Raw genomic sequence first — 19,374 nt, 5'->3', positions numbered from 1 at the left:
CGGGGCTATCTGGGGATGTCGAAAACCGGCAAAACGCGCCGGTTTACTTTTATACAGTATGGGACCGCCCGGATTCGAACCGGGGTTATCGGCACCCAAGGCCGAAAGGATACCAAGCTACCCCACGGTCCCGCGACTCACGCTAGCGTCGCAGTCTACATAAAGGGTTCCGTTTGCGGCGACTGGCGTGCGACTCGACGGGGTCACACGCCCCAAATCGCCGCGATGCCGAGCGTCGTCGCCACCGCGAACAGGAGTTGGAGGGGCGCGCCGACCCGGACGTAGTCGGTGAACTTGTAGCCGCCGGGACCGTAGACGAAGAGGTTCGTCTGGTAGCCCACCGGCGTCATGAACGCCGTCGACGCCGCGAAGGTGACCGCCAGCACGAACGCGAAGGCGTCGGCACCGAGTTGGTTTGCGGCCTCGGCCGCGACCGGAATCATCAACACGACGCTGGCGTTGTTGCTGACGATGTTGGTCAGTATCGCGGTCACGACGTAGAACAGGCCCAGCACTGCGATGGGAGGCAGGAAGTTGGCCGACGCCACGAGCAGGTCAGCGATGAGGTCGGCCGCGCCGGTCTGCTCCATGGCGATGCCCAGCGGGATGACTCCCGCCAGCAGGAAGATGACGTCCCACTCCACCGCGTCGTAGACCTCCGGCGGTTTGAGGACGCCCGTCAGGACCATCACCAGCGCGCCGGCCAGCGCCGAGACCATGATGGGAAGCACGTCGAGGGCGGCCACCGTGACCACGGCCGCGACGATGCCGATAGCCAGCGGAATCTTCGACTCGCGGTAGTCCGGGCGCTCTATCTCCTGGGCGACGATGAAGTCGCGGTTGACGTTCAGCCGCGAGATGCTGTCGGGGGTCGCCTGCACGAGCAGGGTGTCGCCGACCTGCAACTCGGCGTGGTCCATGCGCTTGCGGATGTACTCCGGGCCGCGACGCAGGGCCAGCACGGTCGCGTCGTAGCGGTCCCGGAAGTTCGCGGTGGCGAGCGTCTCGCCGACCAGCGACGACCGGGGCGCGATTACGACCTCCACGAGGCTCTGGTCGGCACCGTCGCCCTCCAGTTCCTCCTCGTCCACGCTCACGTCGGGCAGGAGTCGGAGTCCCTCGGCGTCGATGAGACCGACGAGCGTCTCGCGGTCGGTCCGGAGCGCGAAGATGTCGCCGACCTGAATCTCCTTCGGGCCGAGCGGTTCCACGAACGTCTGGCCCTCGCGGACGAGTTGCACGAGGTCCACGTCGAGGTCGGTGTCCGCGATCGCGTCGGCGACCGTCCGGCCGATTAGCGGCGAGTCGTCGGTGACGACCACTTCGGTCAGGTACTCCTCCAACTCGAACTCCTCGGTGAGGTCCTCGCGGACGGGGATGCGCGCGGGAGTGAGCCACCGGCCGACCGTCATGAGGTACGCCGCGCCGACGACGGAGACGATGATTCCGAGCCCGGTGAACTCGAACATCGAGAAGGCGTGGAGTTCGGAGAACGCCTCGGGGTTCTGCTCGCCGAGTCGCGCCGCGAGGTCGCTGGCGAGGATGTTGGTCGAGGTGCCGATGAGCGTGAGCGTGCCGCCGAACATCGAGGCGTACGACAGCGGGAGCAGGAGTTTCGACGGCGAGGTCTTGCCCTCGTGGGCGAGATCGGTCACCATCGGCATCAGAATGGCGACCGCGGCGGTGTTGTTGATGAACCCCGAGATGGAGCCGACGACGCCGATGGTCGCGCCGAGCTGTCGGTTCTCGTCGTCCTTCGTGAACGCCGCTATCTTCCGGCCGAGAATCTGGACCGCGCCGGTCCGCTGGACGCCGTAGCTCAGGATGAACATCGCCAGCACGGTGACGGTCGCGGAGCTAGCGAACCCGGAGACGCCCTCGGCGGGCGAGACCTCGGTCCACGGTTCCAGCACCATCAGCGCGACCATGATGCCGATGGCCGTGATGTCGATGGGGACCGGTTCGGTCGCAAACAGCACCAGCGCCGCGAGGACGACGAGGAACACGACGACGATGCTCGGCGTCAGCGAGACTACCACGTCGAATACATCTCACGGCGAGAGGAAAAATGGTGCGGACTGTGTGGAGAGTGGTGTGAACTGCGTGGGGAGTGGTGTGGGCTGGTGGAGAGTGATGTGGACTGCAGAGAGAGTAATGTGGACTGCACAGCGACGGCGACCGCCGGCCACGACTCGCCGGCCGACGGTCAGGAGTCCCAGACCGAGACGTGGCCGCTGCCGGTGACGACGACCAGAAAGCCGTCGATAGCGAACTCGAACTGCCAGTGGTCGTCCGACGACCGGCGCTCGAACAGCGTGTCGAGCGCTTCGAGGTCTACGGCCTCGTAGAGTTTCAGGTCGCGGTCGGTCGGGTCCACCCCCTCGGCCGAAGCGACCGCTTCGATAATCGTCTGACTCAGCGACGCGTCCCCGTCGTGACGCGTCTCGTATATCGGGACTCCCCCGCGAGAGGGACCATTGCCGTCTGCTGTCGCCATCGAGACGGTCTTCGAGAGAGCGCCCTATTAAATCCCAGCAGACGAGCGTCAGACGAAGGTCAAGCGATAGGATCGTCTGCAAAGGGCGTGTCGGCCGTCGAACGCCGGATATCGCGTCGGTTCGAGTTCGACGAAAGTAAATCGCCGGGCGGCCGGTTCGTCACTCGTCTTCGCCGTGGAGTTCGAGTTCGGCGACGATTTCGAAGGGGTGGTGGTCCTTGCGCACCCCGTCGAGAATCTTGAACGCCTCGTCCGGCGCGAGGAAGTGGGTCGTGACGACCCGGCCGAGGTCGGTCGGTTCGAGACCGTCGATGAAGCCGTATTCGAGCAGTTTCCCGAGCGCGTGCTTGGTCGGAATCTCGCCGATCATTCGGTCGCCGAGGCGCTTGGCCTCCGCGCCGCCGACGGTGATGTTCGCCAGCGTCTCCTCGACCGCGGAGCTCTCGTCGTAGAGCGTCTGGACGTTCTCCATCTCGCCCTTGAGCAGTTTGAACGCCACCTCGTCCTCGGTCATCTCCATGCTGTTGTGGTAGCTCGTGTCCGGTTCCACGAGGACGTAGACCTTCCCGCGGTCGTGGTAGTCCGGGCGACCCGCCCGCCCGAGCATCTGGTGGAACTCCTGCACGGAGAGCCACTCGATGCCCATCGCGAGCGTGTCGAAGATGACCTGCGAGGCCGGGAAGTCCACCCCGGCCGCGAGCGCGGCGGTCGTGACGACCGCCGCGAGGTCCTGGTCGGCGAACATGCGTTCGACCTTCTTCCGGCGGCCGTAGTCGAGTCCGGCGTGGTACGGCGCGGAGCTGTACTCCAACTGGCGGGAAATCTCGTGACACCGCCGCCGGGAGTTGGTGAAGATGATGGTCTGGCCGCGGTACCCCTGCGAGGACTTGGTGTCGTACTCGCGCCTGACGAGTTTGTTCTCGATGTCGGGCTTCTCTTTGCCGTCGGCGAAGGTGACGTGGCGCTCCAGCGGGACGGGGCGCTCCTCGAACTCCACGAGGTTGGCTTCGAGCGATTCCGCGAGACTGGAGGGGTTGCCAACCGTCGCCGAGAGGTAGACCCACTGCGCGCCGCCGTAGTCGTGGCGCTGGCTCGCGCGTTTCTCGCAGTAGTGTTTGAGCCGCGCGATGAGACCGTCGAGGCGGTGGCCCCGGTCCTGCTCTTTGAGGGTGTGGACCTCGTCGATGACGACGGTCCCGATGTCGCCCAAGTCGCGGCCGGTCCGGAGCGCGTGGTCGATGCCCTCGTAGGTGCCGACGATGACGTCGGCGTTCGGATCGAAGGCGTGGCCGTCGTCCCGGACGCGGCTCGCGCCGACCCGGATGGTCACGTCCACCAAATCGCCGTACTCCTCCTCGAAGTCCTCGTGCTTCTGGTTGGCGAGCGCGACCAGCGGGACGAGAAACAGCATCTTGCCCTGCCCGTTCAGCACGCGGTCGATGCCGGTCATCTCGCCGACCAGCGTCTTGCCGGTCGCGGTGGCACTCACGACGAGCTGGTCCTCGCCGTCGAGCAGGCCGTTCTCGACCGCGAGGCTCTGGACCGGGAGCAGTTCCTCGAACCGCGATTCGAGCAGGTTCTGGACGCCCGGATGGAGACCGAGCGAATCGACCCGAATGTTGTCCACGTCCTCGACGTTCGCGCTTATCTCGTCGAACTTCGTGAGGTCGGGGTCGAGTTGCCCCTTGAGCAGGTTGGTGATGCGTTCGAGGTCTTGGACTTCCAGTAGAAGGTCCTCCAGCCGGTCCTGAGCTTCGCGCGTCATGTCGCCTTGGAACGAGAGTTCGCGCTCCAACTCCCCTTTCGCGCAGTCGGGGCAGATGTACTCGTCGCCGGTATCGACCGCGGTCTCGCTCGTGATGGGCGAGTAGTGGCCGCTCGACGCGCAGAACCGGCAGGTGCGGACCGCCTTGGCGTCGAGTTGGTAGGCGTCGAGCATCTCCTGTAACTCCTCGCGGGCCCCCTTCGAGGTCTGCTGGGAGATGCGGATGCGGTCGGCTCTGCGCGCTATCTCCACGAACTGGTCGGGGCTGCGCGGCTCTTCGCTGGTGCCGCGCTTGACGCGGAACTTGCCGGGCCGCGGACCGGCGTTCGTCTCCTTGAGTTCGAGTTTCGCTTGGAAGACGCGCTCGTCGTCTCGGTTCACGACCGCGACGTAGTCGCCGGACGACTCGTGGAGGAACAGCGCGTCTACCTGCGGGACCTGCTTCGACACGTTCGTCGATAGTAGCTCGCGGTATTTGAGCGGTTCGGAACTGTGAGTACGGACGGCATGCGGGCGGCTATCGGCGTCGGAATCGCGCGTCAGAAACCGCCGAATCGGAGGAAATGCGACCATACCGGACGGTAATCCGACGATAACCGACGCGTCAAACCGTTATCCTCGGAATACCGATTCGGCAACCGGCAAATAACAAAGGCCATCTCGTGGTAAGCGCCGGATGCGCACAGACCGACCAACTATGAGGGGGAGACACAACAAGCGGTTACCCGAGCGGTTCGACGAACAAGTGACGCTTGAAATAGAGGAGGACGACGCGGGCGGAAAGCCGACGGTCCGAATGCAGGACCGGTCGGACACCGACGCGTGGATTTCCGCTGACATTCAGGCCCTCGTCTCGCTGCCGGAATACGAATAGCTTCTACGACTTCGGCCCTTCTTCTACCAGTTCTATCTCGTCGTCGCCGTTCGGTACGGCACAGATGAACGCGCCCGGTTCGTCGCCCTCGTTGCGGTACCAGTGGACGACGCCCGCCGGAATCAACAGCGAGTCGCCTTCGCTGACGGTGTACTCTTCGTCGTCGATGCCCACGACGTACTCGCCGGACAGGACGTACTGCTCGTGTTCGACCTCGTTGGTGTGTTCGGGCACGGACGCGCCGGGGTCGAGTTCGAATCGCCGGATGGCGAAGTTCGGCGCGCCGCGGCTCTCGTCTATCAGGACACCCTTGGACATTCCGTCGGCCGCGCCAACGTCTTCGTACTCGATGTCGTCGCTCCGGCGAATCAGTGGCTTCGGTCGCTGACTCATGCTCGGGCCTACGCGCGTGAGCGGTAAAAAGTTGCGTCGGGCGACGAGCATCAGACCACCGGACCCGGCGGTGCGACGCCGAACGTCGAGCGGAGCGCGTACTCGACCCCGCCGAGGAGAACGCCGCCGCCGACCAGCGCGGGCCAGAGCAGGACGTAGCCGACGAACCAGTCGCCGGGCGTCGGTGGCGGGTCCGCGACGTAGAACCCGTAGACGTAGAGGCCTATAGTTACCAACGGCGTCACCAGCGAGTAATCGGCGAACAGCACCAGCGGGACTGCGACCGTCGCCGTCAGTCCGACGCCGCCCCACAGCAGGCCGACGGGTCCGATTCGACCGGACCGAGAGACCGCCCGGAGTCCGACCGCCGCGTTGGCGAGACCCGCGAGGAGTGCGAGCGTCGTCGCCGCGGGAAGGCGAGTCAGTGCGAACGTGGCCACGAATCGAGGTCTCGCTTCAGTATCGTATACTTTTCCCAAATAAAACTATAGCTATTCTTCAGACGCGAATAGAAATGTTAGAACCGCCTATCGAAGTGTCTCCGGTCGGCGCGTGCTGTCGTCTGCGCGAGCGATGCGCGGCGCGAAGTGCCGCGACTGGCGAGTAGCAAGGGACGCTCCGCGTCCCCCGAACCGTGCGAGCGGTGAAAGCCGCAGGTAGACGGTGAACCGCAAGCAGTCGGCGAACCGCAAGTAGACCGTGAACAGCGAGCAAACAGTAAACGGCGGGCATACCGAGGTGTCATCTTCGAAAAGTCGGAGACGGAAACGTCCTAATCCGACCGCGGAGCTTCCGAAAGCTCTGCATAGGGCGTGAACCCGTCGTCGGGCGTCACCAGCCCCGACTGGAGGGCACACGCCGCCGCGCCGAGACCCCGAGACGAGAGCGGACCGCGCCGCACGCACCGGAACGCGATGTTCTTGGCGGCGTTGTAGTCGTCGTGGGCCGACGCCTCGCACTTCAGACACTCGAACTGGTTTTCCTCCAGGTTCCGGTTCTGCGGGTGGGTGAAACCGCATTCCATGCACCGCTGGCTGGTGTACTCCGGATTGACCTCCACGACCGCGATGCCCGCTTCGGCGGCGCGGTACTCCACGAACGAGAGGAGTCGCTCGAAGAGCCACTCGTGGTACCGGTCGGCCTCCGGGAGCAGTTCCGCGGCCTCGCTCAGTTCGCCGAACGCGATTAGCTGGCAGTCGTACTCCTCGGCCTCGGCGACGATGCCGTTGGCGACTTCGTGGAGTCGCTGGCGGACCGAGCGGTCGGTGCGTTCGCCCGCCTGACGGAGCGTGCGGGTCGCACTCCGGGTGCCGGTGGCTTCGAGCGAGGCCCGCACGTTCTCGAACTCCTCGCGGCGGTGGTTCAGTTCGCCTGCGTCGAAGAACTCCGCGGTGCTGGTGACGGCGAGGTTATCGACGCCCAGATCGACGCCGAGGACCGTCGCGCCCTCCGTCGGCGCGTCGATGTCGGGCCGGGGCGTCCGGAAGCCCAGATGGAAGGTGAACTCGCCGTCGCGGTAGTGGAGAGTGCTCTTGGCGGGTTCCCATTCGTCGTCGTCGAGATACTGGGACTGATAGCCGTCGTCGGAGAGCTTCAGGTCGCACCGGACGCGCTCGCCGGTGGTCGTGAGACTGACGGTGTGGTCGTCGAACACCGTCATCGTCCTGGTGTCGAACGCGACGGTCGGAGTGGTGAACTCGGGCTTGTCCCCGTCGCGCTGGCGAGCGCGCTTGATGGCCTCGGCGGCTCGGTGGGTCGCCAACACCGCGTGCTGACTTCCGAGGTCGGTCTCCTCGCGCAGGCGGTCGTACGCGAGCTGTTGGACTTCGCTTCTCGTGTGACAGACACCCCACGCCTCGTTGACCGCGAGTTGGCACCCGCGCTTCCAGGCTTCGACCAACTCGCGGAGCCGTGCGGCGTCCGTCGGAGACACGGAGAGTCCGGTGACTGCTGTTCGTCTGCAATATTCGGTGTCTGCCACGTTGTACGTGACTGTCTCAGGGGGCCTCTTGAATACTTTGGCTTGGCCGCAAGAGATAAGTCCGTTCGTCAGAGCAGTCGGAGGAATCGAACAGGAGAACTCCTCGCGCCCCCGGCTTCGAGCGCCGAGTCCGCCCCAACCCCACTGTTAATACTCTGCCACGGCTACACACACGTATGAGAAGTTTCACGGTCGGGCGAGCGTTCGGCATTCCGATAAAACTCGACCTGACGTTCCTGCTCGTTCTGCCGGTGTTCGCGTGGCTCATCGGCTCTCAGGTGGGGACGCTGGTCGAAAGTCTCAATTTGCTCTTCGGCACCGAGCTGAACAGTGCGGCGCTCACAGCGGGCAATCTGGAACTAGCACTCGGCGCTGTCGCGGCAATCGGGCTGTTCGTCGGGGTCGTCCTGCACGAACTCGGCCACTCGCTGGTCGCCATGCGCTTTGGCTTCCCCATCGACTCCATTACGCTGTGGATTTTCGGCGGCATCGCGCGCCTGACCGAGACCCCCGAGGAGTGGAAGCAGGAACTGCTCATCGCCGTCGCCGGTCCCGCGGTCAGTCTCGCGCTCGGCGTCGTCTCGTACCTCGCGCTGTTCGTGACGCCGACCGAGTTCCAGTCGGCCCAGTTCGTCCTCGGTTATCTCGCGCTCATCAACGTCACGCTGGCGATATTCAACCTCCTACCGGGCTTCCCGATGGACGGCGGGCGGGTCCTGCGCGCGCTGCTCGCCCGCAACCGGTCGTTCGCCGACGCGACCCAGACCGCCGCGGAGGTCGGTAAAATCTTCGCCATCCTGCTGGGCCTGTTCGGGCTGTTCGGCGGGAACTGGCTGCTCATCGGTATCGCCTTCTTCATCTACATCGGCGCGACCAGCGAGGCCCAACAGACCGTCATGAACGCGGCGTTCGAGGACGTTCGCGTTCGAGACGTGATGACGGCCGCCGACGACCTGAAGACGGTCACGCCCGACACCACGGTCGCCGACCTGATGGAGACGATGTTCCGCCAGCGCCACACCGGCTACCCGGTCGTGGAGCGCGGCGAGTTGGTCGGGATGGTGACGCTGGACGACGCCCGGCAGGTCTCGGACGTGGAGCGGGAGGCCTACACGGTCCGGGACGTGATGTCCGACGAACTGAAGACGATTCCGGCCTCCGACGACGCGATGAGCGCGTTCGAGAAGATCCAGCAACACGGCATCGGTCGCCTGCTGGTCATCGACGCCGACGGCGAACTCGCCGGACTGGTCTCCCGGACCGACCTGATGACCGCCTTCGACATCATCCAGAAGAGCGGCCGGGCCGACCGCATCACGCCGACCGAACAGCCCGTGCGCGAGACCGAACAGCCCTCCCGATAATGTGCGGGAGAACGTCGCTGTTCGCCGACCCGGAACTGGTCCGCGAGCGATTCGACGCCGACCCGGTGCGACCGCTGGAACCCCGATACAACGTTTCGCCGGGCCAATCCCACCCCGTCGTCCGGAACGACGACCCCGACGCCATCCGGTTCCCGACGTGGGGGTTGGTGCCGGAGTGGAGCGACGATTCGCCGTCGTCGGGCCACGTCAACGCCCGGAGCGAGACGCTGACCGAGAAGCCGAGCTTCCGCGAGGCGTTCGCCGAGCGGCGGTGTCTCGTCCTCGCGGACGGCTTCTACGACTGGAAGCCGACGCCGACCGGGAAACAGCCCTACCGAATCGAGCGCGAGGACCGCGAACCGTTCGCGTTCGCGGGCCTCTGGGAACCCCGGAGCGAGGGCGCGGCGTCGTCCGCAACGGACGACGCCGCGCCGGACGGCGGCACGACGAACGGCGGTCGGACGGGCGACGCCGCGACCTTCACCATCGTCACCACCGAACCGAACGCGGTGGTCGAGGAAGTCCACCACCGGATGCCGGTGATGCTCTCGCCGGGCGAGGAACGCCAGTGGCTCGAAACCGACTCGACGGACGCGCTCGCCGACCTGCTGGACCCGTACCCCGCCGAGGAGATGCACGCCTACCCGGTCTCGTCGGCGGTCAACGACCCGAAGAACGACGCTCCCGAACTCCTCGAAGAAGTCGCGGCCGAAGAAGACGTACAGACGGGACTCGACGAGTTCTGATACGACCCCCTCGTTTCGTGTGGAGTCAGAGAGAAGAGAACCGAGAGCCGCATCGTCGAATCTACGAATCGGACCGGAAGGTCGCCGCGCCGCAGAGACCGCAGCGTCGCGTCGAAAGGAGAGGTCGCAGAGTTCACGGCCGCCGGGACGAGAACTTTCGCGGGAGGGTTGGTGACACGACGGCGGGAGGCCAGCCCACCACCAGAGCCTCCGGCAGCGCCGGGGAGCCGTTTGCTTGCACGTCGCGCCCGAGCCGTCGGGCGCATCTGCTTCTAATGGCCGGTTCGGACTTTGTTATGGGCCGGGTTCTCGGCGGAAGGAGGTAGCTGTAGTGCTGTCAGAACCGGTCTGAACTGGTTTTGCAACGGTTGAAACGGTCGGCGGCGGACGGTCAAGCGGCGGCTATCGGGTCGTCGAACTACGGTTCGGAGAAAGAACACCGTCTACGGAGCCGAATCCTCGAAGAACGGAAGGTCCAGGTGCGAGAATCGAACCCGCGTCTCAGCCTCCACAAGGCTGAAGGATAGTCCACTACCCCAACCCGGACACGCACCTGACGATAGTGGCCAGCGATTAAAATACGTTACGACTCTGTACGATACTGGCAGGCGGTCACACTCCAATCGAAGCGAAGGTGTGGCACGGAGAACCGAGGCGACGACACGCTTTTCAGCGCCAGCGCCCAACTGACGGGCAAGCGTGGCCGTCACCGACAAAATCTACGTCAAGAACCATCGGCAAATCGGGTCCCAACTGGAGACCAACATCCCGAAGGGCGCGTTCAAGGGCGCGACGCTCGACATGCTGTTTCAGGGCGACAACCTCGCGCAACTGGACGACACGACCCAAGAGCGGGTGCTGGATTTCGCGGAGGACTTTCTGGACTGCGACTGCCAGAGCAACCCCTACTGCGGGTGTCCCGAGCGGAAGTTCATGCGCTACCTGCTCCGTCTGCGCGAGCAGGGGATGGGACCCGAGGCCATCGTGGACGTGATGACCGACGACTACATGGTGTACGCCTACCCCGGCGACGTGCTGTCGTTCCTCGACGACTCGGTGCGGACGCTCGAAGCCGTCGAGGAGCTAGCGAGCGTGGAAGGCGACGGCGAGATGGAGTCGAAGGCGCGCCGGAAGAAAGAGAGCCTGTCCGGATAAATTGCCGCAGCTACCCGAGTCGGTAGGTGTCGTCGGTGTCTAGCTCGTCGTCTAACTCTTCGAGGTGGACGACCTCCTCCACGTCGTCGCTCTCCTCGACTTCCTCCTGCAACCGATTGGCGTACTGCTTGTACTCCTGCAACTGCTCGCGGAGGTGTTCGGCTTCGAGTTCGAGGCGTTCGTGTTCACGGATGAAGCTCTTGGGTACCTCGACCTTCGGCGGGAACTCGGTGCCGTCGGTCTCCTCGCCGAGTTCGGTCTCGGGGACGACCTGCACCCGGCCGTCGTGGGCGACGAGGGTGTCCACGTAGTCGCGGAACACCGCCGACAGCGAGATGTCTCGCTCCTCGGCGATCTCCCGCAACGTCTCGAAGGAGTCCTCGTTGACCCGGAACGAGATAGTCTTGTTCTTGTTACCCATCTTGGTGATAAGTCGCACGCGGGACCACTTAAGGATTGGTCAGACGGCGGGGAAGGGAGTGGTCGGGAGACGAGTCGCACCGATCATCCGAGGTCGTCGAAACCGGTTTATGTACGTCGTTTTACTTCTTTTGCATGGAGAGAGACACGAGCGTCCGATACCCCGGCGGAACCGGCGTCCTCTGGGGCGTCGCGGCGTATCTCCTCGGATTCGGCGCGAACTACGTGCTGGTCTCGTCGCGCCTCTCGGCGTTCCGCTCGCGGGCCACGGTCACGGTCGAAGACACGACGTACACGGTCACCGAACTGGCCGGAAGCGGCGGCGTTCCGACGTGGAAGTTGGCGGGACTCTCGTTCTACAATACCCACTTCGTCGAGGCCGTCTTCTCGGGGTTCGTCGGCGTCTTTGGGCAGGCGGGATGGAAGAGCAATCTCGTGAGCAGTGCGGGCGGCGTCTTCCAGCTCCTGTTCGCGATTACGCCGCTCCTACTCGTCGGGTCGGGAGTGGCGATAACGCGGACCGCGGCGGAATCGACCGACCTGCGGTTCGCGTTCGGGACCAGTGGGAGTCGGTTCTTCCTCAACGGAGCCGTCATCACCCTCTTTGGCTACCTGCCGCTGGCCGTCGCCGGTGGGCTACTGTTCTCCGCCGACCTCGGCGAGAACGTCGTCGTGCGGGCCGACCTCCTGAAATCGATAGTCATCGCCGGAGTCGTCTACCCCTTCCTCTTCGGCGGCCTCGGTGGGTATCTCCGGTCGCGGGCGAGTCGAGGCGGTGGCGTTCCGAACGCGTCGGAGGTCTGAGCTGGCCGGAGGCTTTTCCCCGTCCTCGGTGTAAGAGCCACAGTGACGCGGTTCGTCCTGCAAACCGACTTCTCGAACCTCTCGCTCGACGGTTACCTCGACCTCCTCTGGGACTTCGCGGTGGCCGTCGCCGTGTTCGTCGCGCTGTACGTCGTCGGGCGGCGAGTCGTCCTCCCGATAGCCGAACGCGCGCTCGCCACCCAGCGAATTCAGGAGGCGGTCACCGCCGCGCTCGTGAAAGTCGTCCACGTCGGGACGTTCCTCGCGGCGCTCCGGCTCGCGCTCGACGTCGCCGGCTACGGCTACCTGCTGTCGATTCCGCCGACCGTCGTCGCCGCGCTGACGGTCGCCGTCGGCTTCGCCAGTCGGGATATCGCCGCGAACCTCGTCGGCGGCGTCTTCATCGTGACCGACCCCGAGTTCAACATCGGCGACTGGATTCGCTGGCAGGACAAGGAGGGCGTCATCGAGGACATCAGCTTTCGCGTGACGCGCGTCCGGACCTTCGACAACGAACTGCTGACGGTGCCGAACTCGCAGTTGGCCACCAACGCGGTCGTCAACGCCGTCGCCAAGTCGCCCCGACGCATCTCTCACACGTTCCACGTCGGCGACGACGCCGACCTCGGCGAGGTGGCGTCCATCCTCGTCGAGGAGGCGAAGGCCAACGCGAACGTCCTCGACCGACCGACGCCGACGGTCCGCGTCGTGGAACTGGACAACGGTCGGGCCGGCGTGCAGGCCCGCTACTGGATAGACAAGCCCTCGCGGGAGGCGTTCGTCACCATCCGGTCGAACTACCTCCAGCGCGTGAATCGGCGGTTGAACGAGGCGGGCATCGACCTACCGCAGAACTGGTGAGGGACCGACTCAGAGCGCGTCGGCGAACGCCCGCAGGAGTTTGTTCTCGGCCCGCCGCAGGTGTTCCTCGAAGGTGCGGCGCTCGACGCCCAACTCGGTCGCGATCTCGGCCGTGGTCGCGCCGCGGGGAATTCGGTAGTACCCCATCTCGACGGCGGTCACGAGCGCGTCGCGCTGGCGCGGCGAGAGGTCCGGCAGGGCCGAATCGAAGGTGAGGAGCGGTCGGTCGGCCCGGACCGACGCCACCTCGCGCTTCGAGTCCACGACGACCGAGAAGTCGGCGGCCACGTCGCGGTAGAACGCGGTCAGGTTCGCCGAGTCGAGCGCCAGCACGCGACACCACTTGCGGCCCTCGGCGTACCGGAGCGGCGGCACGAGCAGGCAGTCGTGTTCCGCGAGCGTCTCCTCGATGGGGTCTTCGTCGCGCGCCTTCAGGCACTCGTCGGTAATGAGCAACCGCTCGTCGCCGTCGGCGATTCGCTCGCGGACGCCGACCGCGGCCTCGACGTGCGCGACCACGTCCGCGGCCCCCGACCCGCCGACGTGCAGGAGGTCGCAGTGGTCGTTGCACCAGAGTTCGACCGTCGTGTCGGTGCCCGCGGTGGCCGCCGCGTACGCGCCGGGGTGTTCGATTCCGAGGACCGCTTCGTGCATCCGGTCGGAGTTCGAGCGGGTGATATTTAAATGCACCTCCGTTAGGCGGTATTCAGCTATTTGCGTCTCGCGCCCGAACCCTACTGTATGAGCGAAGGCCAATCGGAACGGTCCGACGAAGAACGCGGCGACGCCGAGCAGGCCAGCGAGGCGGCCGCGTCGGGGGCCGAGTGGAGCGTCGGCGAACCGAGCGACCAGTGGCAGGAGTATCGGGGCGCGCCGACCGGCACCGACATCGAGTGCGAGGGGTGGCGCCAAGAGGCCGCGCTCCGGATGCTGAACAACAACCTCGACCCGGAGGTCGCCGAGAAGCCCGAGGAACTGGTGGTGTACGGCGGCACCGGGCGGGCGGCCCGGTCGTGGGACGCCTACGACGCGATTCTGGCCGAGTTGCGCGAGTTGGACGACGACGAGACCCTGCTCGTCCAGTCCGGCAAGCCGGTGGGTCGGTTTCAGACCCACGAGAAGGCTCCCCGCGTCCTCATCGCCAACTCGAATCTGGTCGGCAAGTGGGACGACTGGGACCACTTCCACGAACTGGAAGCGAAGGGTCTCATCATGTACGGCCAGATGACCGCGGGGTCGTGGGCCTACATCGGCACGCAGGGCATCATTCAGGGCACCTACGAGACCCTCGCCGAGTTGAGCGAACAGCACTACCCGGACGACCGAGGTCTCGAAGGCAAAATCGTCGTCACGGGGGGTCTCGGCGGGATGGGCGGCGCCCAACCCCTCGCGGTCACGATGAACCACGGCGTCTGCATCGCCGCGGAGGTGGACGAAGCCCGCATCGACCGCCGCATCGAGACGGGGTACTGTCAGGAGAAGACCGACGACTTGGACGAGGCCATCGAGAAGGCGAAGGAGGCCGCCGAGAGCGGCGAAGCCTACTCCGTCGGCGTCCACGTGAACGCCGCCGACATGCTGGAGGGGATGCTCGAACGCGGCTTCGTCCCCGACGTCGTGACCGACCAGACCAGCGCCCACGACGAACTGGAGGGCTACTACCCGTCGGGCTACACCGTCGCGGAGGCCGACGAGTTACGCGACGAGGACCCCGAGCGATACGTCGAGGAGAGCCTCGACACGATGGAGCGCCACGTGCGGGGTATCCTCGACATGCAGGAGGAGGGAGCCGTCGCCTTCGAGTACGGCAACAACATCCGCGGGCAGGTACAGGACCACCGCGACGTAGCGGACGCCTTCGACTACCCCGGCTTCGTCCCGGCCTACATCCGACCGCTGTTCTGCCGCGGGAAGGGACCCTTCCGGTGGGCCGCGCTCTCGGGCGACCCCGAGGACATCCGCCGAACCGACGAGGCGGTCAAGGAACTGTTCCCCGAGAAGGACCACCTCCACCGCTGGATAGACCTCGCTCAGGAGCGGGTCGAGTTTCAGGGCCTCCCGTCGCGGGTCTGCTGGTTGGGGTATCAGGCCGGAGACGATGAAGACAGTTTGACGGAGCGCGCCCGGTTCGCGCTCCGAATCAACGACCTCGTGGCCGAGGGCGAGATTTCGGCCCCGGTGGTCGTCACCCGCGACCACTTGGACGCCGGGAGCGTCGCCAGCCCCAACCGCGAGACGGAAGCGATGAAGGACGGCTCCGACGCCGTCGCCGACTGGCCGATTCTGAACGCCCTGTTGAACTGCGCGGCCGGGGCCGACATCGTGTCGGTCCACGACGGCGGCGGGGTCGGCATCGGCAACGCGCTCCACGCGAACAACCACGTCGTGCTGGACGGGTCGGACCTCGCCGAGGAGAAGGCCCGAAGGGTCTTCACCACTGACCCCGGAATGGGCGTCGTTCGCCACGCGGACGCCGGCTACGACGAGGCTATCGCAGAGGCCGACGAATCGAACGTCGCGGTACCGATGCGGGACCGAGAATGACCGACTGCAGACACACCTTCGACTGGATGGGACCCTCGAACGACCTACACGACGAACAGTTCGGCCACGTGGTCGAACTCGCGAGTATCGACGACGCCGACCGCTTCGACGCCGTGCTGGTCGGCGAACCGTTCGACCGGGCGGTCATCGGCCGGACGGGCGCGAGCGAGGGGCCGGCGGCGCTCCGCCAGCACCTCGCGGGAACCAAGACCCACCACTTCGACGCCGGGCCGGTGGGTTCCGTGGCCGACCTCGGCGACGTAACCTTAGGCGACAGCGATCCAGACGAGCAATCGGTCGCCGACCTCCAAGCCCGCGTCCGGACGGTCGCCGAGCGCGTCCACGACACCGACGCCTTCCCCGTCTTCCTCGGGGGCGACAACTCGATGACCTACCCGAACGCCGCGCCACTGCTGGACGACGGGTCGCTCGGCGTCATCAACTTCGACGCGCACCTCGACGTGCGGGAGGTCCGAGAGGACCGCGGCCCGACCAGCGGGACGCCCTATCGCCAACTCTACGACGAGGGGTTGGACGCCTACGCCTGCGTCGGTGCGCGCCACTTCGAGACCTCGACCGACTACGCCGAGTACGTCCGCGAGCGGGGCGGCGAGGTCGTCACGGCCGAGGAGGTCGGCGACGACGAGGTGGAGGCCATCGACCGCGCGCTGGACGCGATGGAGGACGTGGACCGACTCTACGTCAGCGTCGATTTGGACGTGTTGGACGCCTCGGCCGCGCCCGGCGTGAGCGCGCCGACTCCCGGCGGCGTCTCCTCGCGCGAGTTGTTCCGGATGCTCCGCCTCGCGGGTGCCGAGGACCGCCTCGCCGGGTTCGAGGTCGTGGAGTGCGCCCCCGCGCTGGAGTCGGGCACGGCGAACCTGACCGCGACCGCGGGGGCGCGCGCCGTCGCCCACCTGCTGAGCGCCCGGCCGAGCGGAGAGTCGAGCGACGCGACCGACGGACACTCCTCGGCGGGAGGGCGACGATGACGCTCACGGCAGTCGTCTACGACGCCGCCGAAATCGTCACGCTCGAACCGGACGAGGAGAACGCTGAGCGCGCGAGTAGCGAGGGGGAGACACCCGCGGACGAGACCGCGAACCTCGGCGTCTACGAAGACGCCGCCGTCGCCATCGAAGACGGCGAGGTCGCGCGAGTCGGTCCCTCGGGACCCGTGACCCGCGAGTTCCCGCCGGAGAACGCGGCATACGCGGTGGACGCGACCGGCAAGTCGGTGATTCCGGGGTTCGTGGACCCGCACACCCACGCGCTGTTCGCGGGCGACCGCTCGGACGAGTTCGAGGCCAAACTGCGCGGCAAGTCCTATCAGGAGATTTTGTCGGAGGGCGGCGGCATCCTCCGAACCGTCAGGGCGACCCGCGAGGCCGGCGACGAGCAACTGCTCGACGATCTCCTCTCGCACCTCGACGCGATGCTGGCCCACGGGACGACGACGGTGGAGATAAAGTCGGGGTACGGACTCGACACCGAGACCGAACTCCGGATGCTGGAGGTCATCGACCGGGCGGACGACCGCCACGCCGTGGACGTGGTCCCGACGTTCATGGGCGCTCACGCGGTGCCCGAGGGCCGGGAGACCGACGACTACGTGGCGGAGGTCGTGAACGACCAGATTCCGGCGGTAGAGTCCCAGGACATCGCGGAGTTCTGCGACGTGTTCTGCGAGGAAGGCGTCTTCGACGTCGAGCAGTCCCGCCGCGTCTTGGAGGCCGGGAAGGACGCCGGACTGACGCCGAAGGTTCACGCCGAGGAGTTGGCTCACATCGGCGGGACCCAGTTGGCGGCGGATATCGGGGCCACCAGCGCCGACCACCTGCTCCACTCGACCGAGGGGGACATCGCGGCGCTCGTGGAGAACGACGTGGTGCCGGTCCTGCTGCCCGGCACCGCCTTCGGTCTCGGGGCGGCGTACGCCGACGCGCGGGCCTTCCTCGACGCGGGCGCGGACGTGGCGATTGCGACCGACTTCAACCCGAACTGCTACAGCCAGAGCATGGGCTTCGCAACGTCGCTATCCTGCGTCGAGATGGGGATGACGCCCGCAGAGTCCCTTCGCGCCGCGACGACGAACGCGGCCGGCGCGCTCGACCTGCCCGAATCGGTCGGCACCCTGCACGAGGGCGCACCCGGCGATTTGGCGATTCTCGACGCGCCGAGCTACGTCCACGTCCCGTACAACTTCGGCGTGAACGCGGTCGATACCGTCCTGAAGGGCGGGGAGGTGGTCCACCGTGGGTGACGACGGCGCAGGGTCGGACGGCGACGGCGGACCGGAATCGGATTCGGACGCCGGGCCGGTACTCGCCGACGGCGAGAACCTCACGCCCGAGGACGTCGCTCGGGTCGCACGCGAGGACGCGCCGGTCGTGGTAACGGACGAGACGAGAGAAAAGATTCGGACCGCCAGAGAGCGCGTCGAGGAGGTGGTCGAGAGCGGCGAAGTCGTCTACGGACTCAACACCGGGTTCGGCGAACTCGTGGACGAGCGTATCCCGCGCGAGGACATCGAGCAGTTACAGCTGAACCTCGTCAGGAGCCACGCCGCGGGCGCGGGCCGCGAACTGACCACCGAGGAGGTACGAGCGATGCTCCTCGGCCGGGTCAACGCGCTCGCCAAGGGCTACTCCGGGGTCCGGGAAGTCGTGGTGGACCACCTCGTGACGATGCTCGACGAGCGCGTCCACCCGGTCGTCAAGTCGCGCGGAAGCCTCGGCGCGAGCGGCGACCTCGCGCCGCTCGCACACCTCGCGCTCGTCCTCGTCGGCGAGGGCGAGGCCGAGGTGGAAATCGAGACCGACGACGGCGAGCGCCGGACCGAACGACTGCCGGGCGACGAGGCGCTCGCTACCGCCGGTCTCGACCCCCTCACGCTCCGCGCCAAGGAGGGTCTCGCGCTCATCAACGGCACGCAACTCTCGGCGGGACTGGCCGCGCTCGCGGTCGTGGACGCCGAGCGTGCGGTCCGGGCGGGTGACGTAGCGGGCGCGCTCACGACCGAGGTGACGATGGGAACGACCGCGTCGGCCGACGAGTCCATCGCCGCGGTCCGGCCCCACGCGGGCCACGCCGAGAGCGCCCGGAACGTCAAGCGCCTGACCGAGGACTCCGAGGTGGTCGAGTCCCACCGCAACTGCGACCGGGTGCAGGACGCCTACTCGATTCGGTGCCTGCCGCAGGTCCACGGCGCGGTCAGGGACGCGATTCGCCATCTGCGGGAGGCCGTCGAGGTCGAACTGAACAGCGCCACCGACAACCCGCTCATCTTCGACGCGGCCGACGCCGACGAGCGCGCGTCGGGGACCGAGAACGCCGCGGTGCTGTCGGGCGGCAACTTCCACGGCGACCCGCTCGCGCTCCCGCTGGACTACCTGACGAACGCGATTACCGAACTCGCGGCCATCTGCGAGCGCCGCGTGGACCGGATGCTCAACCCGAACGTCCAAGAGCCGCACCTGCCGCCGTTCCTCACCGAGGGGAGCGGTCTGCGCTCGGGGTACATGATAGCCCAGTACACCGCCGCGGCGCTCGTCAACGAGAACCGCGCGACCGGGCGGCCCTCGATGGACAACACGCCGGTCAGCGGGAATCAGGAGGACCACGTGAGCATGAGCGCCCAGTCGGCGTTCGACGCGCGCGCCGCGGTGGAGAACGCCCTCACCGTGGTCGGCATCGAACTGCTCTGTGGCGCGCAGGCCGCGGAGTTTCTGGACGACGACCTCTCGCACGGCGTCGGCACGGGCGCGGCCTACGAAGCCGTCCGCGACGTGGTGCCGCCGCTGGTCGAGGACCGCCCGCTCCACGAGGACGTCGAGCGGGCCGACGCGCTCGTCGCGTCGGGGCTCCTGACTGAACGAGTCGAGGACGCGCTCGGCGAGTCGCTGGAGTGAATCGGTTAGTTCGGCTAACGCTACCGTTCTTTAAGCAATTCATACAGTTAGTAGAAAAT

At 66.5% G+C, this 19,374-nt stretch carries 18 protein-coding genes and 2 tRNA genes; 10 read left to right on the top strand and 10 right to left on the bottom strand.

Annotation, left to right across the window (positions count from 1 at the left end; all coding sequences use genetic code 11):
* Window positions 1-59: 59 nt before the first annotated feature.
* The 4 genes from M0R88_RS07640 to M0R88_RS07625 all read right to left on the bottom strand — a co-directional run bounded on the left by M0R88_RS07640 (window position 60) and on the right by M0R88_RS07625 (window position 4,712).
* Window positions 60-132, bottom strand: a tRNA-Pro gene (locus M0R88_RS07640).
* A gap of 71 nt (window positions 133-203) precedes the next feature.
* Complete coding sequence (locus M0R88_RS07635; protein WP_248656684.1) at window positions 204-2,015, bottom strand: SLC13 family permease; 1,812 nt, start codon at window positions 2,013-2,015, stop codon at window positions 204-206.
* Window positions 2,016-2,206: 191 nt separating this feature from the next.
* Window positions 2,207-2,497, bottom strand: coding sequence for a HalOD1 output domain-containing protein (locus tag M0R88_RS07630; RefSeq protein ID WP_248656344.1), 291 nt, complete (start codon window positions 2,495-2,497; stop codon window positions 2,207-2,209).
* Between the two features lie 160 nt (window positions 2,498-2,657).
* On the bottom strand, window positions 2,658-4,712 hold the full coding sequence (locus tag M0R88_RS07625) for a DEAD/DEAH box helicase (protein ID WP_248656343.1): 2,055 nt from the start codon (window positions 4,710-4,712) through the stop codon (window positions 2,658-2,660).
* Between the two features lie 226 nt (window positions 4,713-4,938).
* Between M0R88_RS07625 and M0R88_RS07620 the strand changes: the two genes are divergently transcribed.
* Complete coding sequence (locus tag M0R88_RS07620) at window positions 4,939-5,136, top strand: hypothetical protein (protein ID WP_248656342.1); 198 nt, start codon at window positions 4,939-4,941, stop codon at window positions 5,134-5,136.
* Between the two features lie 3 nt (window positions 5,137-5,139).
* On the opposite strand, the gene M0R88_RS07615 is transcribed toward M0R88_RS07620, so the two are convergent.
* The 3 genes from M0R88_RS07615 to M0R88_RS07605 form a co-directional block, all read right to left on the bottom strand.
* Window positions 5,140-5,529 (bottom strand): cupin domain-containing protein, encoded by a 390-nt coding sequence (locus tag M0R88_RS07615; RefSeq protein WP_248656341.1) that lies wholly within the window; start codon window positions 5,527-5,529, stop codon window positions 5,140-5,142.
* 50 nt (window positions 5,530-5,579) lie between these two features.
* Complete coding sequence (locus M0R88_RS07610; RefSeq protein ID WP_248656340.1) at window positions 5,580-5,969, bottom strand: hypothetical protein; 390 nt, start codon at window positions 5,967-5,969, stop codon at window positions 5,580-5,582.
* Between the two features lie 332 nt (window positions 5,970-6,301).
* On the bottom strand, window positions 6,302-7,510 hold the full coding sequence (locus M0R88_RS07605) for an RNA-guided endonuclease InsQ/TnpB family protein (RefSeq protein ID WP_248656339.1): 1,209 nt from the start codon (window positions 7,508-7,510) through the stop codon (window positions 6,302-6,304).
* Between the two features lie 176 nt (window positions 7,511-7,686).
* On the opposite strand from M0R88_RS07605, the gene M0R88_RS07600 reads away from it, so the two are divergent.
* The gene (locus M0R88_RS07600) at window positions 7,687-8,874 is read left to right on the top strand and encodes a CBS domain-containing protein (protein WP_248656338.1); all 1,188 of its coding nucleotides are present in this window, start codon (window positions 7,687-7,689) and stop codon (window positions 8,872-8,874) included.
* Complete coding sequence (locus M0R88_RS07595) at window positions 8,874-9,620, top strand: SOS response-associated peptidase (protein ID WP_248656337.1); 747 nt, start codon at window positions 8,874-8,876, stop codon at window positions 9,618-9,620. Before M0R88_RS07600 ends, M0R88_RS07595 begins: the two co-directional genes overlap by 1 nt.
* Before the next feature lie 473 nt (window positions 9,621-10,093).
* Here the strand turns inward: M0R88_RS07595 and M0R88_RS07590 are convergent.
* Window positions 10,094-10,166, bottom strand: a tRNA-His gene (locus M0R88_RS07590).
* Window positions 10,167-10,319: 153 nt separating this feature from the next.
* Between M0R88_RS07590 and M0R88_RS07585 the strand changes: the two genes are divergently transcribed.
* Window positions 10,320-10,775 carry a DUF5814 domain-containing protein gene (locus M0R88_RS07585; protein WP_248656336.1) on the top strand — a complete coding sequence of 152 codons (456 nt, stop codon included), beginning with the start codon at window positions 10,320-10,322 and terminating at the stop codon, window positions 10,773-10,775.
* A gap of 10 nt (window positions 10,776-10,785) precedes the next feature.
* Here the strand turns inward: M0R88_RS07585 and M0R88_RS07580 are convergent, their stop codons facing one another.
* Window positions 10,786-11,196 carry a DUF8146 domain-containing protein gene (locus M0R88_RS07580; protein WP_248656335.1) on the bottom strand — a complete coding sequence of 137 codons (411 nt, stop codon included), beginning with the start codon at window positions 11,194-11,196 and terminating at the stop codon, window positions 10,786-10,788.
* Window positions 11,197-11,330: 134 nt separating this feature from the next.
* Between M0R88_RS07580 and M0R88_RS07575 the strand changes: the two genes are divergently transcribed.
* Both M0R88_RS07575 and M0R88_RS07570 read left to right on the top strand, forming a co-directional pair.
* Window positions 11,331-11,999 carry a DUF7978 family protein gene (locus M0R88_RS07575; protein ID WP_248656334.1) on the top strand — a complete coding sequence of 223 codons (669 nt, stop codon included), beginning with the start codon at window positions 11,331-11,333 and terminating at the stop codon, window positions 11,997-11,999.
* 42 nt (window positions 12,000-12,041) lie between these two features.
* Window positions 12,042-12,860: a mechanosensitive ion channel family protein gene (locus M0R88_RS07570; RefSeq protein WP_248656333.1), complete on the top strand. Its 819-nt coding sequence runs from the start codon at window positions 12,042-12,044 to the stop codon at window positions 12,858-12,860.
* Window positions 12,861-12,869: 9 nt separating this feature from the next.
* Here the strand turns inward: M0R88_RS07570 and M0R88_RS07565 are convergent, their stop codons facing one another.
* Window positions 12,870-13,514, bottom strand: coding sequence for a helix-turn-helix domain-containing protein (locus tag M0R88_RS07565; RefSeq protein WP_248656332.1), 645 nt, complete (start codon window positions 13,512-13,514; stop codon window positions 12,870-12,872).
* An 87-nt stretch (window positions 13,515-13,601) separates the two neighbouring features.
* Between M0R88_RS07565 and hutU the strand changes: the two genes are divergently transcribed.
* Genes hutU through hutH form a run of 4 tightly spaced genes read left to right on the top strand, consistent with a single transcriptional unit; the run spans window position 13,602 to window position 19,315 of the window.
* On the top strand, window positions 13,602-15,404 hold the full coding sequence (gene hutU / locus M0R88_RS07560; protein WP_248656331.1) for a urocanate hydratase: 1,803 nt from the start codon (window positions 13,602-13,604) through the stop codon (window positions 15,402-15,404).
* On the top strand, window positions 15,401-16,396 hold the full coding sequence (hutG, locus tag M0R88_RS07555; protein ID WP_248656330.1) for a formimidoylglutamase: 996 nt from the start codon (window positions 15,401-15,403) through the stop codon (window positions 16,394-16,396). The genes hutU and hutG overlap by 4 nt, the downstream gene beginning before the upstream one ends.
* A complete protein-coding gene (gene hutI / locus M0R88_RS07550; protein ID WP_248656329.1) occupies window positions 16,393-17,667 on the top strand; it encodes an imidazolonepropionase in 1,275 nt (424 codons plus the stop codon). The genes hutG and hutI overlap by 4 nt, the downstream gene beginning before the upstream one ends.
* Window positions 17,660-19,315: a histidine ammonia-lyase gene (gene hutH, locus M0R88_RS07545; protein ID WP_248656328.1), complete on the top strand. Its 1,656-nt coding sequence runs from the start codon at window positions 17,660-17,662 to the stop codon at window positions 19,313-19,315. The genes hutI and hutH overlap by 8 nt, the downstream gene beginning before the upstream one ends.
* Window positions 19,316-19,374 lie beyond the last annotated feature (59 nt).

The sequence above is a fragment of the Halorussus gelatinilyticus genome (assembly GCF_023238445.1).
Classification (GTDB): Archaea; Halobacteriota; Halobacteria; order Halobacteriales; family Haladaptataceae; genus Halorussus; species Halorussus gelatinilyticus.
The sequence above is the reverse complement of the archived record's forward strand: the minus strand, read 5'-3'. Positions and strand labels throughout refer to the sequence as shown.

Coding starts and splice junctions, on each gene's coding strand:
- M0R88_RS07630 (WP_248656344.1), bottom strand. CDS start 2,497: ATGGCGACAGCAGACGGCAATGGTCCCTCTCGCGGGGGAGTCCCGATA.
- M0R88_RS07620 (WP_248656342.1), top strand. CDS start 4,939: ATGCGCACAGACCGACCAACTATGAGGGGGAGACACAACAAGCGGTTA.
- M0R88_RS07615 (WP_248656341.1), bottom strand. CDS start 5,529: ATGAGTCAGCGACCGAAGCCACTGATTCGCCGGAGCGACGACATCGAG.
- M0R88_RS07600 (WP_248656338.1), top strand. CDS start 7,687: ATGAGAAGTTTCACGGTCGGGCGAGCGTTCGGCATTCCGATAAAACTC.
- M0R88_RS07595 (WP_248656337.1), top strand. CDS start 8,874: ATGTGCGGGAGAACGTCGCTGTTCGCCGACCCGGAACTGGTCCGCGAG.
- M0R88_RS07580 (WP_248656335.1), bottom strand. CDS start 11,196: ATGGGTAACAAGAACAAGACTATCTCGTTCCGGGTCAACGAGGACTCC.
- M0R88_RS07575 (WP_248656334.1), top strand. CDS start 11,331: ATGGAGAGAGACACGAGCGTCCGATACCCCGGCGGAACCGGCGTCCTC.
- M0R88_RS07565 (WP_248656332.1), bottom strand. CDS start 13,514: ATGCACGAAGCGGTCCTCGGAATCGAACACCCCGGCGCGTACGCGGCG.
- hutU (WP_248656331.1), top strand. CDS start 13,602: ATGAGCGAAGGCCAATCGGAACGGTCCGACGAAGAACGCGGCGACGCC.
- hutG (WP_248656330.1), top strand. CDS start 15,401: ATGACCGACTGCAGACACACCTTCGACTGGATGGGACCCTCGAACGAC.
- hutI (WP_248656329.1), top strand. CDS start 16,393: ATGACGCTCACGGCAGTCGTCTACGACGCCGCCGAAATCGTCACGCTC.